Source organism: Sphingomonas jatrophae, from assembly GCF_900113315.1.
Classification (GTDB): domain Bacteria; phylum Pseudomonadota; class Alphaproteobacteria; order Sphingomonadales; family Sphingomonadaceae; genus Sphingomonas_P; species Sphingomonas_P jatrophae.
This window is the reverse complement of sequence record NZ_FOZG01000001.1, coordinates 829,066-844,073: the sequence shown is the minus strand read 5'-3', so window position 1 is coordinate 844,073 and position 15,008 is coordinate 829,066. Positions and strand designations below refer to the sequence as shown.

At 69.2% G+C, this 15,008-nt stretch carries 17 protein-coding genes and 1 tRNA gene; 6 read left to right on the top strand and 12 right to left on the bottom strand.

What is annotated here, in order from left to right:
* Window positions 1-26 precede the first annotated feature (26 nt).
* From BM360_RS04010 to BM360_RS04000, 3 genes are all read left to right on the top strand, one after another.
* Window positions 27-1,442, top strand: a complete 1,416-nt coding sequence (locus BM360_RS04010) for an FAD-binding oxidoreductase (protein WP_093311061.1) — start codon at window positions 27-29, stop codon at window positions 1,440-1,442.
* A gap of 75 nt (window positions 1,443-1,517) precedes the next feature.
* Window positions 1,518-2,309, top strand: a complete 792-nt coding sequence (locus tag BM360_RS04005) for a SapC family protein (protein ID WP_093311058.1) — start codon at window positions 1,518-1,520, stop codon at window positions 2,307-2,309.
* Window positions 2,310-2,313: 4 nt separating this feature from the next.
* The gene (locus BM360_RS04000; RefSeq protein WP_093311055.1) at window positions 2,314-2,865 is read left to right on the top strand and encodes a cytochrome b; all 552 of its coding nucleotides are present in this window, start codon (window positions 2,314-2,316) and stop codon (window positions 2,863-2,865) included.
* Window positions 2,866-3,026: 161 nt separating this feature from the next.
* Here the strand turns inward: BM360_RS04000 and BM360_RS03995 are convergent, their stop codons facing one another.
* Complete coding sequence (locus BM360_RS03995; protein WP_093311053.1) at window positions 3,027-3,872, bottom strand: N-formylglutamate amidohydrolase; 846 nt, start codon at window positions 3,870-3,872, stop codon at window positions 3,027-3,029.
* Between the two features lie 100 nt (window positions 3,873-3,972).
* Between BM360_RS03995 and cpdR the strand changes: the two genes are divergently transcribed.
* The 3 genes from cpdR (at window position 3,973) to BM360_RS03980 (ending at window position 5,412) form a co-directional block, all read left to right on the top strand.
* Entirely contained in the window at window positions 3,973-4,347 is a 375-nt protein-coding gene (gene cpdR / locus BM360_RS03990) for a cell cycle two-component system response regulator CpdR (RefSeq protein WP_093311050.1), read from the top strand.
* 56 nt (window positions 4,348-4,403) lie between these two features.
* A tRNA-Val gene (locus BM360_RS03985) sits at window positions 4,404-4,478 on the top strand.
* 430 nt (window positions 4,479-4,908) lie between these two features.
* Window positions 4,909-5,412, top strand: coding sequence for a hypothetical protein (locus BM360_RS03980; RefSeq protein ID WP_207544525.1), 504 nt, complete (start codon window positions 4,909-4,911; stop codon window positions 5,410-5,412).
* Window positions 5,413-5,422: 10 nt separating this feature from the next.
* Here BM360_RS03980 and BM360_RS03975 read toward each other — a convergent pair whose 3' ends face one another.
* The 11 genes from BM360_RS03975 to BM360_RS03925 all read right to left on the bottom strand — a co-directional run bounded on the left by BM360_RS03975 (window position 5,423) and on the right by BM360_RS03925 (window position 15,007).
* Window positions 5,423-6,790 carry a lipopolysaccharide biosynthesis protein gene (locus tag BM360_RS03975; protein WP_093311040.1) on the bottom strand — a complete coding sequence of 456 codons (1,368 nt, stop codon included), beginning with the start codon at window positions 6,788-6,790 and terminating at the stop codon, window positions 5,423-5,425.
* A 56-nt stretch (window positions 6,791-6,846) separates the two neighbouring features.
* Window positions 6,847-7,278, bottom strand: coding sequence for a DUF6628 family protein (locus BM360_RS03970; protein ID WP_093311032.1), 432 nt, complete (start codon window positions 7,276-7,278; stop codon window positions 6,847-6,849).
* 86 nt (window positions 7,279-7,364) lie between these two features.
* Window positions 7,365-8,696, bottom strand: a complete 1,332-nt coding sequence (locus tag BM360_RS03965) for a bifunctional folylpolyglutamate synthase/dihydrofolate synthase (protein ID WP_093311030.1) — start codon at window positions 8,694-8,696, stop codon at window positions 7,365-7,367.
* Window positions 8,697-8,734: 38 nt separating this feature from the next.
* Window positions 8,735-9,589, bottom strand: coding sequence for an acetyl-CoA carboxylase, carboxyltransferase subunit beta (gene accD / locus BM360_RS03960; RefSeq protein ID WP_093311027.1), 855 nt, complete (start codon window positions 9,587-9,589; stop codon window positions 8,735-8,737).
* Window positions 9,586-10,410: a tryptophan synthase subunit alpha gene (gene trpA / locus BM360_RS03955; RefSeq protein ID WP_093311024.1), complete on the bottom strand. Its 825-nt coding sequence runs from the start codon at window positions 10,408-10,410 to the stop codon at window positions 9,586-9,588. The genes accD and trpA overlap by 4 nt, the downstream gene beginning before the upstream one ends.
* Window positions 10,407-11,636 carry a tryptophan synthase subunit beta gene (gene trpB / locus BM360_RS03950; protein ID WP_093311022.1) on the bottom strand — a complete coding sequence of 410 codons (1,230 nt, stop codon included), beginning with the start codon at window positions 11,634-11,636 and terminating at the stop codon, window positions 10,407-10,409. Before trpB ends, trpA begins: the two co-directional genes overlap by 4 nt.
* Window positions 11,633-12,274 (bottom strand): phosphoribosylanthranilate isomerase, encoded by a 642-nt coding sequence (locus BM360_RS03945; protein WP_093311019.1) that lies wholly within the window; start codon window positions 12,272-12,274, stop codon window positions 11,633-11,635. Before BM360_RS03945 ends, trpB begins: the two co-directional genes overlap by 4 nt.
* Before the next feature lie 9 nt (window positions 12,275-12,283).
* Window positions 12,284-13,507: an MFS transporter gene (locus BM360_RS03940; RefSeq protein ID WP_207544524.1), complete on the bottom strand. Its 1,224-nt coding sequence runs from the start codon at window positions 13,505-13,507 to the stop codon at window positions 12,284-12,286.
* 57 nt (window positions 13,508-13,564) lie between these two features.
* On the bottom strand, window positions 13,565-13,996 hold the full coding sequence (locus BM360_RS03935; protein WP_242653306.1) for a GFA family protein: 432 nt from the start codon (window positions 13,994-13,996) through the stop codon (window positions 13,565-13,567).
* Window positions 13,997-14,006: 10 nt separating this feature from the next.
* Window positions 14,007-14,681, bottom strand: coding sequence for an orotidine-5'-phosphate decarboxylase (pyrF, locus tag BM360_RS03930; protein WP_093311016.1), 675 nt, complete (start codon window positions 14,679-14,681; stop codon window positions 14,007-14,009).
* A complete protein-coding gene (locus BM360_RS03925) occupies window positions 14,678-15,007 on the bottom strand; it encodes a lipopolysaccharide assembly protein LapA domain-containing protein (protein WP_093311014.1) in 330 nt (109 codons plus the stop codon). Before BM360_RS03925 ends, pyrF begins: the two co-directional genes overlap by 4 nt.
* Between the last annotated feature and the right edge of the window lies 1 nt (window position 15,008).

Below are 15,008 nucleotides of genomic sequence, written 5' to 3'. Positions count from 1 at the left end.
CCTGCTCCGCAGCCTATATCGCGCCCATGACGGACGATCTGCGCGCCATCCTCGGACCCAAGGGCTTTACCGACGATCCGGTCGACATGGCACCTTGGCTGACGGACTGGCGTGGCCGCCGCACCGGCCGCGCGCGCGCGCTCGTCTCCCCCGCCAGCACGCAGGAAGCCGCGGCGGTGGCGCGCTGGGCCGTGGCGAACCGGGTGCCGATCGTACCGCAGGGCGGCAACACCTCGATGGTCGCCGGCGCCACGCCGTCTGCCGATGGTGACGCGCTGATCCTCTCCACCCGTCGCATGGCACGCATCCGCAGCATTTCCGCCGAAGACGATCTGCTGGTGGCGGAGGCGGGCGTGACGCTCCAGACTGTCCATGATGCGGCGGAGGCGGCGGGCCGCCGTTTCCCGCTGTCGCTGGCGGCCAAGGGTTCGGCCACCGTCGGCGGGCTGGTCTCCACCAACGCCGGCGGCACGCAGGTGCTGCGCTTCGGCCCGATGCGCGCATTGCTGCTGGGGATCGAGGCGGTGCTGCCCGACGGTAGCCTGTTCGAAGGTCTGTCTGGGCTCCGCAAGGATAATCGCGGCTATGATCTGCGCCAGCTGTTTGCGGGTGCGGAAGGCACGCTCGGCATCGTCACCGCCGCGGCGCTCCGCCTTGTCCCCGCAGTGGCGCAGCGTGTCGTCGCATGGGTCGGCCTGCCCGATGCAGGATCGGCGCTGACGCTGCTCCGCCGGCTGGAAGCGGCGACCGGCGACGCCGTTGAAAGCTTCGAGCTGGTGCCCGCCAACGCGCTGGCGCTGGTGCTTGCCCACATCCCCGGCACGCGCGCGCCGCTGGCTGGCGAACATGCCTGGCACGTGCTGGTGGAGGCGACCGCCGTCTCTGCCGAACCACCGCTCGGATCGAGGATCGAGGCGGCGCTCGCGGATGCGGCAGCGGATGGCGTCGTCGCCGATGCCATCGTCGCGGCGAGCGGCGCACAGGCGGACGCGTTGTGGAAGCTGCGCGAAAGCATTTCCGAGGCGGAGCGTGCCGACGGTGTCGCCGCCAAGCATGACGTCTCCGTCCCCGTCGCCGCCATGCCGGGCTTCATCGCGTCGGCCCGCGCGGCCACCGAGGCGCGCTTTCCCGGCACACGGGTGATCGCCTTCGGTCATCTCGGCGACGGCAACGTCCACTTCAACGTCCGCGCGCCCGCCGCATCGGACGGCGCGGCGTGGCTCGTGGGGCAGGGGGACGAAGTGTCCGCCTTCGTCCACGATCTGGTCGGCGCGGCCGGCGGCTCGATCTCGGCGGAACATGGCATCGGCCAGTTGAAGCTCGCCGAGTTCGCGCGCACCGCCGGCTCGGCGCGGCTGGCTGCCGTTCGTGCGATCAAGGCCGCGCTCGATCCGCTCGGCATCATGAATCCGGGCAAGCTGGTGCCGCCGCCTCAGGCTTAGTCGCTGGACTTGGGCGTGGCCGCGCAATAGACGCAGGACGAACCATTCAAAAATCCCAAGTCGGAGCGAAGTTCCATGGCCAGCGCGCCCCAGTCGGACCTGCCCCTGTTCTACAAGCGGCTGGAACCGCTATCCAGCAACGTCCATGGGCAGATGAAGCTGCGGATGATCGGTGGCGAGTTCGCGACCGACACCCATGCCGTGCCGCTCACCGCCGAGGAATTCGGCCTGGCGCAGCGTTTCTACCCGATCGTCTTCTCGACCGGGCCGAACCCGGTGCCGCTCGCGCTGACGGGCCTGAACGAAGGCGTGAACACCTTCTTCGACGCCGAGGGCAAGACGCTGGACGAGGACGGCTATCTGCCCGCCTACATCCGCCGCTATCCGTTCATGCTCGCCAAGCTCTTCCAGGATCGTGACGAGCTGACGCTCTGCTTCGATCCCACCGCCGATGCGGTTGGCGAGCATGAGGGCGAGACGCTGTTCGACGGCACCGAGCCGAGCCAGGCGACCCGCAACATTCTCACCTTCTGCGAGCAGTTCGAGACAGCTGGCCAGCGCACGCAGGCCTTCGTCAAGGAACTGCAGGATCTGAAGCTGCTGATCGATGGCGAGGTGACGATCCAGCCGGAGGGCGCGCAGCCCTTCGTCTATCGCGGCTTCCAGATGGTCAGCGAGGATGCGCTGCGCGATCTGCGCGGCGATGTCGCCCGCCGGCTGATCCAGTCGGGCGCGATGCCGCTCATCTACGCGCACCTTTTCTCGCTCGCGCGGGTGCAGGATCTGTTCGCCCGGCAGCAGCGCCAGGGCAAGGGCCCGTCGCCCGTGCCGCTCGCGCCCGCCGCGAACGAGCCGGTCGGGGCCTGATCCCTTGGGCAGCAGGGCGCCTGGCCGCTATCCGGGGATCGCGATCGCGCTCCACTGGTCGATCGCCCTGCTGGTCATCGTCAATCTCGTGCTCGGCATCGCGACGGACGCCTTCAAGGGCATTCCGGCCATGCCGCTGCACAAGGCGATCGGCATCACCGTGCTGGTCCTCAGCCTGGGCCTGCTCTGCTGGCGCCTGACGCACCGCCGGCCGCCGGTGGCGGAGATGCCCGGTTGGCAGCGCGGCCTTGCCGCCTTCGTCCACATCGCCTTCTACGTCCTGCTGATCGCCATTCCGCTGTCGGGCTGGATCATGGTCTCGGCAGGCGACACGCGTCGGCCGCTCAGCTGGTTCTTCCTGTTCGATCTGCCTTATATCGCGCCGCAGGGATCGGCGATCGGCGGCCCGGCCCATTCGCTGCACGAGCTGCTCAAGTGGCCGATGGTGGCGCTCGTCCTGCTGCATATCGCCGGCGCGCTGAAGCACCAGTTCGTCGATCGCGACTCGGTTCTCAGCCGCATGCTGCCGGGCCAGCGCGAACATTCGCGCAGTTAATTTTTTCGGATGGGGTTGCAACCGCGCAACGCTTTACTAAGTTTAAGGCGTGCGGCGGTCGTGCCCCCCTTTCGCGGCCCCGCATTAGCGCGCTTCGGCGCGCTCCTCCCTGAACCTTGGCCACTCCGTGCGTATGCACGGGGTGGCTTTTTTCTGTGCGGCTACTCCGCGGCCAGCGCCACGCCGCGCAGATCCGCATCCAGCGCCTCCCAGATGCGCCCCACCAGCCGCGTCGCGGCGGGCAGGCCGGGCCCGGGCGAACGGCGCGCCGGATCGAGGTAGAGGCTGCGGCACAGTTCCAACTGGATGGCGTGAATGCCTGATCCCGGCCGCCCGTGCCGCTCAAGCGTGTGGCCCCCTGCATAAGGGGCATTCAGCGCCACGCGCCCGCCGCCGGCCTCGCGGGCCGCGCGCAACGCGGTGGCGACATGATGCGGCGCTGCGCTGGTGCGATGCCGGTCGCCGATGACCAGGGTGGGTGCGGCATGGCCCGGCAGGGGCGGCATCGAGTGCAGATCTAGCAGCAGGGCCACGCCGAACCTCCGCCGCGCCGCTGCCAGCGTCTCGGCGAGTGCATCGTGCCACGACCCATGCACCGCAGCCAGCCGCTCGGACACGTCCTCCGCCGCCAGTGGGCGGCCATAGACCTCGCCAAAGCCCGCCACCCGCCGCGGGATCAGGCCGAGCCCGCCGCGCGCGCGTGGGCCCGCGACCAGACCAGGCGGGGGCGGGGAAACCATGGCGGGGTCGAGATCGCCGGGTCCGCGGTTCAGATCGATCCACGCGCGGGCCATCGTCGCGACGAACACCGTCGCGCCGCCCGCCACAATTTCGCTCGCCAGCCGGTCGGCATGGCGATCTTCAAGCATCTCGAGCAGGTCGAGCGGCAGCCGTGCGGCCCGCAGCAGGGCCGGCGGGTAGACGCGTCCGGCGTGCGGCACCGCCACGATCACCGGCGAAACCGGATCGGCAGGGCCGAAGCGGATGAAAGGCGCGGCAGGCGGCATCCAGCGACAATGTAGCAGCGTCGCGGCTGCTGGAAAATCTTAAAGCCTCTGCGCATAGTTGGCCCACATGACGGACGCGGGGCGCAAGGGGCTTTTGGGGATGGTGCGGATCCTTCTGGCGGAGGACGACGGCACGATGCGCGAATATCTCGCGCGGGCGCTGGAGAGGGTCGGCTACGATGTCGTGGCGGTGGATCGCGGCACCGCTGCGCTGCCGTATCTGGAACGCGAGACGTTCGATCTGCTGCTCACCGACATCGTTATGCCGGAGATGGACGGGATCGAGCTGGCCCAGCGCGCAGCCGCGCTCGCGCCGCAGATGCGCGTCATGTTCATCACCGGCTTTGCCGCCGTCGCGCTGAAGGACGGGGCCACGCCCCCCAATGCGCGTGTCCTGTCCAAGCCGTTTCATCTGCGCGATCTGGTGAACGAAGTGGACCGCATGTTCGAGATCGGCAGCGCAGCCGACATTTGACCGCATCAGGGGCTTGCAGCCCTGCCGCAACCCGGCTAGGGACGCGCCTCCCCGGAGGGCGTGTAGCTCAGTGGTAGAGCACTGTGTTGACATCGCAGGGGTCGCAAGTTCAATCCTTGCCACGCCCACCACGGAAAAGGCCGTTATCCCCCTGGGGTAGCGGCCTTTTTCTTGCGCGTTTGATGGCCCAGCAAGCGGCCGTCGATTAGTCGTGACCAAGACGTGAGGAAGGCTGCGCTCCGGATCGTCACCGGCAGCCTGGCCAGAACGCTCTCGCTAATCGCCGCCGGGCGGATGACGAGGACGTGGGAACGTGCGCCTTGAAGTTCCTGCGCATTGCAAGGTGTTAGCGACGCCACGGAAAATACGCAAAACTTCGGTCCATTCCGGACATGCTTGAGCAACGCTGTGGCGGCATCCCTGCCGCAGCACTTTGCTCGGCAAGGGGACCAGCGCTTGAACATCTTCGTCCTGTGCACCGGCCGTTGCGGCTCGAGGACGTTCGTTCAGGCTTGCTCGCACTTCAGCAACTACTCGGCGGGCCATGAGACCCGCGTCAAGATGATCGGTGCGGACAAGTTCGCCTACCCGGCCGATCATATCGAAGCGGACAATCGGTTGGCGTGGCATCTCGGCCGCCTGGACGCGATCTACGGAGATGATGCCTTCTACGTCCATCTAACCCGGGATCGCGAGAAGGTGGTGGCCAGCTATGCGGAGCGCTGGGCCGCCGTCGGTGGCATCATGCCCGCCTATCTCAATGGCGTGCTGCGCGCCGGCCGGCACAGCCGTCGCGCGGCGGCGGAGGATTTCGTCGATACGGTAGAAGCAAGCATCGCCGCCTTCCTCAAGGACAAGTCGATGACGATGAGCGTCCGGCTGGAAGAGGCGGCCGCCTGGTTCCCGGCCTTCTGCCGCCGCATCGGTGCGGAGGGCGACGTGCAGGCCGCTTCCGCCGAATGGTCCCACGCGCACAACAGCCGCCGCCCGCGCACCGGCATCCGCAAGCTCAAGCAGAAGATCAAGGGCATCCAGCAGGTTCTGGTCGAGCCGCCGCTCGGTTGATCCTGGCGCGTCAGTCCGCGACGCTCTCCACCGGTTCGCGCGGCACCTCGGCTTTGCCGGTCGCCGCCCGCCGCACCATCCGCACCGCAAAGACGGTCGAGAGCAGCGCGCCGACCACGCTCATTCCCATGAAAGCCCAGCCGGCGCCGATCAGCCCGTCTAAAGGCAGCCGCCACAGCATGAGCAGCACGAACAACCCGCTGGAGACCGCCGCGATGCGCAGCGGCACGCTCGGGCGACCGAAGGCGTACATCACCGGATCGGCGGCGAAGGCAAGCACGCGCAGCGAGGTCGCCGCGCACACCGCGATCAGCACCGGCGTGGCCCCGACATAAGCCTTGCCGAACGTGGCCGAGACGATCGTGTCTCCCGCCAGCCAGATCGCCGCCGTCAGCGCCGCGCCGATCGCGCCTGCCGCCAGCCCGGCGCGCACCGCCGTTCGCGTCAGCCGGCGCCAGCTGCCCGCCTGCACCAGCCGTGTCATGTCCGGATAGACGGCCTGGTTCACCAGATCGACCGGCTTCATCATGCCCGTGCCCGTCTCGCGCGCGATGCGGAACAGGCCGGCGGCCGCCTCGCCCAGTTTCCATCCGACCAGCACGACCGCGAGCTGGGTCGGGATCATCGACAGCGAACTGTGCAGGTTGGACACGATGGAGAAGCGCCACACACCGGGATTCTGCGCCGACAGCGCGCGCAGGCTGCGGGTCAGCCCGCCGAGCAGCTCTCGCCGATGCGCCTCGCGCCACGCCATCCAGAGCACGGTCACCTCACCGCACATGCCTGCCACCAGCCACGCGGCGAGATACCAGCCGAGCCCCAGATGCAGCAGCGTCAGCACCCCGATGAGGATCAGCCGCATCGCCGGCGTCACCACCGCATAAGCGGTGAGCAGGTCGAACCGGTTGAACAGGCGCAGCATGCCTTTGGGTGTCGAATAGGCATTGGCGAAGGAGAGCGGCGCGATGCACTGCGCCATCAGGATCAGGTCCGGACCCCAGCCCAGCCGCCGGCCGATGAACGGCGCGATGAGGATCGTCGCCAGCGCTGCCAATGTGGCCGCGCCGAAATCGAGCAACGTGCCCGCCTTGAACAAGCCCTGGATCGCCGGCCGATCACCGCTGGCGAGATGGCCGACACCGTAGCGTATGATCGCCTGATTCGTATCGAACGCGGCCAGCCCGGTCAGCACCATCACCTGTGCGATCAGGACCGAAAACGTCCCGAAGCCTTCGAGGCCGAGCCCGCGCGCGGCCAGCGCGAAGGTGCCGAGCTGCATGACCCCCGCCGCGCCTTTGCCGCCCAGCAGCATGCCGGCGTTGCGCGCTGCACGGGCCAGGATGCCGCGGCTCGGAACATGGGGCGAGGGGGATGTCATTGTGCGCGGCGCTTAGCGACTGCCGCGCCGCAGGAAAACCGCCCCTGTGTCGTGGATCAGGCGACCGGCCGGCCGAGATCCTCGCAAGCCGCCGCCAGCGCCAGTGCCGCGGAATAGGCGCCGGTCGCGCAGCGGATCGCCAGCAGCTTCGCCATGGCGGCATGGGCCACCTGGCTGCTCTCCACCGCGCTCAGCCGTACAGCCTCCAGCAGCGCCGCCTCGTCACCGGTGGTGCGCGGACAGCAGCAGGGCGCCAGCACCAGCCGCCGCTCCGCCGCGCGCGAGATTTCGAGCATCAGTGCGCGTAGCAGCACCAGCGGGCGGCGAAAGCCTAGGCCGAAGCCTGTCATCATCGCATGCGCCGCCTGCGCATCGTTGAGGCCGCCCGCCGCCATCCGCCGCACCGCGAAGAGCAGCAGCCGCGCCGCGGGCTTCTCGGGCAGGGGATGGGGAACGAGCGTACCGTGGTCGGCGGACGGGCTGGACATGCAATGTCTCCTCTCGGGGAGAGTGAAGCGCACCCGCTATTGCAAGTCAATCTCAATAAGACTGATCGAGACGGCCTTTCGTCCCGTCAGTCCGGCAAGGTGCCGTTCGCCGCCAGCACCGCACCCGCCAAATAGAGCGATCCTGCCACCAGTACGACAGGTGCGGGCGCCGCAGGGTCGAGGGTCACGGCAATGGCATCCAGCGCCGCGGGCACGTCGGCCGCGGCCGCCGCAGTCCGCAACCCCGTGTCCGCCGCCATGCGGGCAAGGTCTTCCGGCGCGTGATGGGCGTGGCCGGGCACCGGCACGGGATGCAGCGTCGCGCCCGATCCGGCGAAGGGGGCCAGCACGCCCGCCGCATCCTTGTTGGCGAGCAGCCCCATGACGATGTGCAGGGGGCGCCCAGCCGACTGCTTGCGGAAATGATCGGCCAGCGCACGCGCAGCGGCGGGGTTGTGCCCGCCATCCAGCCACAAAGTGGCGCCTTGCGGCAGCTTCGCCGGCAACGGTCCCTCGGCCAGCAACTGCAAGCGGGCGGGCCATTCCGCCCAGCCCATCGCCGCGCGGATGGCGGAGGGCGGCACCGTGACCGCCTGCTGGTGGCGCAGCATCGCGATGGCCAGCCCCGCATTCATCACCTGATGCGCGCCCGCCAGCCGCGGCAGCGGCAGTTCCAGCGCGCCGGTCGCATCCTGGTAATGCAGCTTGCCGCGATAGGCGGCCACGTCCCAGCCACCACCCTTGGCAAGCCACGTCGCGCCCACGCCACGCACCACCTGGCCGATCCGGTCGAGCAAGGCGGCGGGATAGTGCAAGGTCACCAGCGGCACGTCGGCCTTGGCGATGCCCGCTTTCTCCGCCGCGATGCCGGGCAGCGAATCGCCCAGGAACGCCTGATGATCCAGCCCGAGCTGCGCGATGCCGGTAATCGCAGGCTTGGCGATCACGTTGGTCGCATCCAGCCGCCCGCCAAGGCCCACTTCGATCACGCAGGCCGCCGCGGGCGTTCGCGAAAAGGCGAGGAAGGCGGCCGTGGTCGTCACCTCGAAGAAGCTCGGGCCGATTCCATCGGCCACGTCCAGCACCTCGGCCAGCAGTGCCGCCAGCACGGCATCCTCGATCAGCCGCCCGCCCAGGCGGATACGCTCGTTGAAGCGGACGAGGTGCGGGCTGGTATAAACATGGACCTTGTGCCCCGCCGCCTCCAGCGCCGCGCGCAGATAGGCACAGGTCGATCCCTTGCCGTTGGTGCCTGCGACATGGAAGACGGGCGGCAGCGACCGCTCCGGATTGCCCAGCCGGTCGAGCAGGCGCGAGATGCGGTCCAGCCCCAGCACGTCGGCGCCGGGCGACAGCGCGCCCAGTCGGTCGAGCTGCGCCTGTACCTCTGGATCGGACGAGACGGCGAAATCGGGCATCGGGCTCTCCCTCTTCCGGGCGGAAGAGGGCTGCTTGTCTACGCTGCCGCCGCGTCGGGCGCGAGATAGCCGATCAGCCGCGCCAGCTCCGCCTTCAGCCGGTGGCGCGGCACCACCATGTCGAGCATGCCATGTTCCAGCAGATACTCCGCCCGCTGGAAGCCTTCGGGCAATTTCTCGCGAATGGTCGATTCGATCACGCGCTGGCCGGCGAAGCCGATCAGCGCACCCGGCTCGGCCAGCTGAACGTCCCCCAGCATCGCGTAGCTGGCAGTGACGCCGCCCGTCGTCGGATCGGTCATCACGACGATGTAGGGCAGGCCTGCCTCGCGCAGCTGCGCGATCGCCACCGTCGTCCGCGGCATCTGCATGAGCGACAGGATGCCCTCCTGCATCCGCGCGCCACCCGCTGCGGTGAACATGATGTACGGGCAGCGCGCCTCGATCGCGGCATGCGCGCCGGCGACGAAGGCGGCGCCCACCGCCATGCCCATCGATCCGCCCATGAAGGCGAAATCCTGCACGCCGACGACTGCGGGCAGCCCCTCGATCGTGCCGCGCGCATTCAGCAGCGCATCGCCCTCGCCGGTGGCGGCGCGCGCCGCCTTCAGGCGGGCGGTATAGGCCTTGCTGTCGCGGAACTTGAGCGGATCCTCGCGCACCTGCGGCGCCGCGATCGGCACGTGGATGCCGCTGTCGAAGATCTGGTCGAACCGCGCCGCCGGCCCGATCCGGCCATGGTGGCCGCACTTCGGACAGACGGAGAGGTTCTCCTCATATTCCTTGCGAAACACCATCTGCCCGCAGCTCGGGCATTTCAGCCAGAGATCCTCGGGTGTGTCGCGCTTGGCCACGAAGGGCAGCGCGTTGCGAACGCTGTCGATCCAGCTCATGCTGCCTGATCCTGCCGCGCGCTGCGAACCGCAGCGCTTAACCCTTTGACAATGGAGCGAACTGCGTCGGCTGGCGGCTCGCCCCTGGCGCCAGCCGCCGCAACCGCCTCGACGATGGCCGAGCCGACCACGACGCCATCCGCCACCCGCGCGACCGCCGCCGCCTGATTGGGCGTGCGCACGCCGAAGCCGACGGCGATCGGCAGGTCCGTGGCCGCCCGGATGCGGGCCACCGCGCCTTCGATCGAGCCCTGCGTCGCCTGCTGCAACCCGGTGATTCCCGCGACGGAGACGTAGTAAAGGAAGCCCGACGCCCCCTCCAGCACCGCGGGCAGACGCGCCTCGTCCGTGGTCGGAGTCGCCAGCCGGACGAAGTCGATGCCCTGCGCGCGCAGGGCAGGGCCCATCACCGCATCTTCCTCGGGCGGCACGTCGACGCAGATGATCCCGTCAATGCCGGCTTCGGCGCAGGCTGCCGCAAACCACTCCGCCCCGCGCCGCAGCATCGGATTGGCATAGCCCATCAGCACCAGCGGCACGGACGGATGGCGCGCACGAAAGTCGTGGGCAATTTCCAGCAACTTGGCAGTCGTCGTTCCCGCGCCGAGCGAGCGGAGATTGGCCAGCTGGATCGCCGGCCCGTCCGCCATCGGATCGGTGAACGGCATGCCCAGCTCGATCACGTCGGCGCCGCCGTCGACCAGCGCGTCGAGGATTGCCGGTGTCGCTGCGGGCACCGGATCGCCGCCGGTGACGAAGGTGACGAGCGCGGCCCGGCCCTCGCCCCGCGTGCGCGCGAACGTTTCAGCCAGGCGGCTCATATCGCCACCCCGAGAGCGTGTGCGACGGTGAAGATGTCCTTGTCACCGCGCCCGCACAGGTTGGCGACGATGATCTGCTCGGCCGGCATCTCCTTGGCGACGCGTGCGACGGCCGCCAGCGCGTGCGAAGGCTCCAGCGCAGGGATGATGCCCTCCGTCCGGCAGAGCAGCTGGAAGGCATCCAGCGCGTCCGTGTCCGTCACGGCGGTATAGTCGACCCGGCCGATCTCCTTCAGCCAGCTATGCTCCGGCCCGATGCCCGGATAGTCGAGCCCGGCCGAGATCGAGTGCGCCTCGGCGATCTGCCCATCCTCGTCCTGCAGCAGATAGGTGCGGTTGCCGTGGAGCACCCCGGGAGAGCCGCCGGCGAGGCTGGCCGCATGCTGCTTGTCCAGCCCATGCCCCGCCGCCTCGACGCCGAGCATCCGCACGTCCGGATCGTCGAGGAACGGGTGGAACAGGCCGATCGCATTCGATCCGCCGCCGATCGCCGCGACCAGCAGGTCGGGCAGGCGCCCCTCGGCGGCGAGGATCTGCTCCTTCGCCTCGCGCCCGATCACCGATTGGAAATCGCGCACCAGCTCCGGGTAGGGATGCGGGCCGGCGGCGGTGCCGATAATATAGAAGGTGTCGTGGACGTTCGCGACCCAATCGCGCAGCGCCTCGTTCATCGCATCCTTCAGCGTCTGCGCACCTGAAGAAACGCTGCGAATCTCCGCGCCTAACAGCTTCATCCGGAACACATTCGGCTGCTGCCGCTCGACGTCCTTGGCACCCATGAAGATGGTGCAGGGCAGGCCGAAGCGCGCCGCCACCGTCGCGGTCGCGACGCCGTGCTGGCCCGCGCCCGTCTCCGCGATGATCCGCGTCTTGCCCATGCGCCGCGCGAGCAGGATCTGGCCGATGCAATTGTTGATCTTGTGCGCGCCGGTATGGTTCAGCTCGTCGCGCTTCAGATAGACTTTCGCGCCCATGCCCGGCTCCGCGCTGGCGCGCAGCGCCTCGGTCAGCCGCTCGGCATAGTAAAGCGGGCTCGGCCGGCCGACATAATGGTTGAGCAGATAGTCCAGCTCTTCGGCGAATGCGCGATCGGCCTGCGCGGCGCGATATTCGCGCTCGAGCGAGAGGATCAGCGGCATCAGCGTTTCCGCCACGTAGCGGCCGCCAAATTCACCGAAATGCCCTGTGTCGTCAGGCAGGGCGCGGAAGCTGTTCGGAACGTTCATAAGCGGGCGACCGATTGAAGGAAGGCGGCGATCTTGTCCACCGACTTGACGCCGGGCCTGTCCTCGACCCCCGACGACACGTCGACCAGCCGGGCGCCGGTAATGCCGACCGCATCGGCCACATTGGCCGCATCCAGCCCGCCCGACAGCACCCACGGCAAGGGATGGGCGAAGCCATCGAGCAGCTTCCAGTCAAACCGCAGGCCATTGCCCCCCGGCAGGTCCGCGCCGACCGGCGGCTTGGCGTCGTAGACGATGCGATCGGCGGCGTCGCGATAGCTTGCGGCCACGGTGAGGTCGGCGCGGGTGCGGACCGGCACCGCCTTCCACAGCTCAACACCGGCGAAGCGGCGGAGATGCGCCGTGCGGGCCGGCGACTCGTTGCCATGCAACTGGAGCACATCCAACTCAGCCCAATGCACCGCCTCATCGACGAAGCGGTCATCCTCATTGTCCACGAACAGCCCGACCGTCTTGACGTGAGAAGGCGTACGCGCTGCTAATGCCTTCGCCTGCTCAAATGACACGTTGCGCGGGCTCTTGGGGAAGAAGACGAAGCCGACATGGCTCGCCCCGCCGGCAATTGCCGCATCCAGCGTCTCGGCCGTCGAGATCCCGCAGATTTTCGCTGTCACCATGGCGCGGCGCTATACGGCGGCAGAAGGCTCTTGTCGCGTGCGCAGCATTGCGATCAGCAGCGTCGAGAGGCCGAGCAGCACGCCCGCCACCAGGAACGCCGTGCCGGCAAAGCCGTGGCGCGTGCCCGTTGCCAGCGCCTGTGCCGCGATCACCGGCCCGGCGATCGCCGCCACGCTGTTGACGCTGGCAAGACCACCCTGAAGCGCGCCCTGCCGGTCCGCGCCGACCAGCCGCGTCACCAGCCCGCTCATCGCCGGATAGGCGAGCGCGCCGAGCGCCCCGACGACGAAAAAGGCGTAGACCTGCCACCCTTGAGTGGTGAAGGCATAAGCCAGCAAGGTCGCCGCCGCGCAGCCCATTCCGAACGCGGCGGCACGCTTTTCGCCCAATCGCCGCACGGCCCGGTCGGTCAGCAGTAGCTGCACCAGCACCTGCATGAAGCCGACATAAGCGAGCGACCAGCCGATCGCCGTTGCATCCCAGCCGAGCGTGATCGCGGCCCAGAAGCTCCACGTTGCCGGATAGACGACGCCGCCCAGCTGCCACAGGAACCAGGCGATGATCAGCGGCGCGGCAGGTCCCGCGTTGAACAGCGGCCGGAAGCTCTCGATCACATGCGCGTCGCGCAGGCGGAAGGGGCGGCGATGCGCGGGCTCCAGCGTTTCCGGCAGGAAGAGCAGCATCACGACGGCGTTCACCCCGGCGCACACCGCCGCCACGACGAAGGGCGCGCGCGGCCCGAGCGGCGCCACCAGCCCGCCAAGCGCCGGCCCGAGGATGAAGCCGAGCCCGAAGGCCGCGGACAGCAGGCCGAAGGCGGCGGACCGGCGATCCGGCAACGTGACGTCAGCGATCACCGCACCCGCCGGCCCGTGCGTCGCGCCGGCAACGCCCGCCACCAGCCGGCCGACGAACAGCCACAGCAAGGTGGGGGCAGCGGCCATCAGCGCATAATCGATGGAGAAGGCCGCCATCGACAGGATCAACACCGGTCGGCGGCCATAAGCATCGGCCAGATTGCCCAGCACTGGCCCGGCAAAGAACTGCGCCCCGGCAAACACCGCCAGCAGCCAGCCGGAGATCCGCGCCGCGGCGGCCAGATCGACATGGCCGAGCTGCACCACCAGATCGGGCAGGACGGGCATGACGATGCCGAAGCCGATCGCGTCGATCAGCACCGCCACCAGCACCAGCGGCACCGCACGGCTGTCGAAGCGGGGGAGGAGGGCCATGCGTCTACCCTGAAAGGCTGAACGGGCGCGCGGCTTAGCCCGAACGCCTCGTGCTTGCTATCTGGCCGCCGCCTCGAACCGCAGCATGCCGGCCCACCGCTCCACGCCCGTGTCGCTCACATGGTGGGCTCCGTCGCTCACCGGCACCGCGGCGAAGTCGAACGGGCTCACCCCGTCCAGGCACGCCACGTTGACGCCGAATTCGTCGGGGTTGGAGCGGCGGCGGTGATGCGTGTAGATGCCGCAGTCCGGGCAGAAATGATGCTCCGCCACGCCCGTGTTGAACCGGTAGGTGGCGATCCGGTCGGCGCCGTGCGTTATTTCCAGTCCCGCAAGCGGAGCCGTTACCGTCACTGCGCCGCGCATCGCGCACATTGAGCAGTTGCACCGCCGCGCCTCGCTCCATCCGCCCGCCAGCCGCACGGTGAAGCGGATCGCGCCGCAGTGGCAGCCGCCGGAGAGCGGCGCGTCCGGATCGGGCAGGCTCAACGCCCGCCGCTCACAGGGTCGATTCGATCGCGCGCGCCGCCTCGGCAGGGTCGGCCGCGGCGGTGATCGGGCGGCCGATCACCAGCACCGACGCGCCGGCATGGCGTGCCTGCGCGGGCGTCATCATCCGCTTCTGGTCCCCCGCATCGGCGCCCGCCGGCCGCACGCCCGGCACGACGAACAGTCCGCCCGGCCAGGCCCGCTTCGCCGCCGCCACCTCGTTGCCCGAGCAGACGATCCCGTCGAGCCCCGCCTCGCGCGCCAATGCCACCAGCCGCGCCACCTGCGCCTGCGGATCGCCGTTGACGCCGATCGCCGCGAGATCGTCGCCGTCGAGCGAGGTCAGCACCGTCACCGCGACCACCTTGGTGCCCGCCGGGGCCGCCGCCTTGGCATCCTCCATCATCGCCCGCCCGCCGCTGGCGTGGACAGTCAGGATCGCCGGATCGAGCCCGCGGAGCGCCTGCACCGCCTTGGCAACCGTGTTCGGGATGTCGTGCAATTTCAGGTCGAGGAAGATTGGCAGGCCCAGCGCCGCAATCTCGCGCACGCCGTGATGACCGTTGGCGACGAAGAATTCGAGGCCCAGCTTCACGCCGCCCACATGGTGGCGCACCTTCTCCGCAATCGCCTTCGCGGCCGCCAGATCGGGCGTGTCGAGCGCGACGTAGATCGGGCGCGTCATGGCACCACCGGCGTTTGCGGCGGTAGCGGCTGCGCCTCGACAGGGGCGATCACCGGCGCGGGCGGCGTCGCCGCCACCTCGCCCTGCGCGGCGATGGTGCGCTGCGCCTGATCCAGCCGGCGCCGCAATTGCCAGCGGGTCGCACGATAGAGGACGAACGGCGGCACCAGCCCGAGCAGGAACGCGCCGCCCAGCAGCACCGGCAGCTTCACATCGGCGACGAGGCCGCCCCACAGGTTGACGGGCACCGTCGTCCAGTTGCGCGTGGCAAAGACCACCGCGATCACGGACAGGACCACCCAGAACAAGGTGCGCAGGAACTGCATG

Excerpts from the sequence above, each read along its gene's own strand:
- BM360_RS04010 (WP_093311061.1), top strand. The coding sequence starts at position 27 with ATGACGGACGATCTGCGCGCCATCCTCGGACCCAAGGGCTTTACCGAC.
- BM360_RS04005 (WP_093311058.1), top strand. The coding sequence starts at position 1,518 with ATGGCCAGCGCGCCCCAGTCGGACCTGCCCCTGTTCTACAAGCGGCTG.
- BM360_RS03995 (WP_093311053.1), bottom strand. The coding sequence starts at position 3,872 with ATGCCGCCTGCCGCGCCTTTCATCCGCTTCGGCCCTGCCGATCCGGTT.
- cpdR (WP_093311050.1), top strand. The coding sequence starts at position 3,973 with ATGGTGCGGATCCTTCTGGCGGAGGACGACGGCACGATGCGCGAATAT.
- BM360_RS03980 (WP_207544525.1), top strand. The coding sequence starts at position 4,909 with ATGATCGGTGCGGACAAGTTCGCCTACCCGGCCGATCATATCGAAGCG.
- BM360_RS03975 (WP_093311040.1), bottom strand. The coding sequence starts at position 6,790 with ATGACATCCCCCTCGCCCCATGTTCCGAGCCGCGGCATCCTGGCCCGT.
- BM360_RS03970 (WP_093311032.1), bottom strand. The coding sequence starts at position 7,278 with ATGTCCAGCCCGTCCGCCGACCACGGTACGCTCGTTCCCCATCCCCTG.
- BM360_RS03965 (WP_093311030.1), bottom strand. The coding sequence starts at position 8,696 with ATGCCCGATTTCGCCGTCTCGTCCGATCCAGAGGTACAGGCGCAGCTC.
- accD (WP_093311027.1), bottom strand. The coding sequence starts at position 9,589 with ATGAGCTGGATCGACAGCGTTCGCAACGCGCTGCCCTTCGTGGCCAAG.
- trpA (WP_093311024.1), bottom strand. The coding sequence starts at position 10,410 with ATGAGCCGCCTGGCTGAAACGTTCGCGCGCACGCGGGGCGAGGGCCGG.
- trpB (WP_093311022.1), bottom strand. The coding sequence starts at position 11,636 with ATGAACGTTCCGAACAGCTTCCGCGCCCTGCCTGACGACACAGGGCAT.
- BM360_RS03945 (WP_093311019.1), bottom strand. The coding sequence starts at position 12,274 with ATGGTGACAGCGAAAATCTGCGGGATCTCGACGGCCGAGACGCTGGAT.
- BM360_RS03940 (WP_207544524.1), bottom strand. The coding sequence starts at position 13,507 with ATGGCCCTCCTCCCCCGCTTCGACAGCCGTGCGGTGCCGCTGGTGCTG.
- pyrF (WP_093311016.1), bottom strand. The coding sequence starts at position 14,681 with ATGACGCGCCCGATCTACGTCGCGCTCGACACGCCCGATCTGGCGGCC.
- BM360_RS03925 (WP_093311014.1), bottom strand. The coding sequence starts at position 15,007 with ATGCAGTTCCTGCGCACCTTGTTCTGGGTGGTCCTGTCCGTGATCGCG.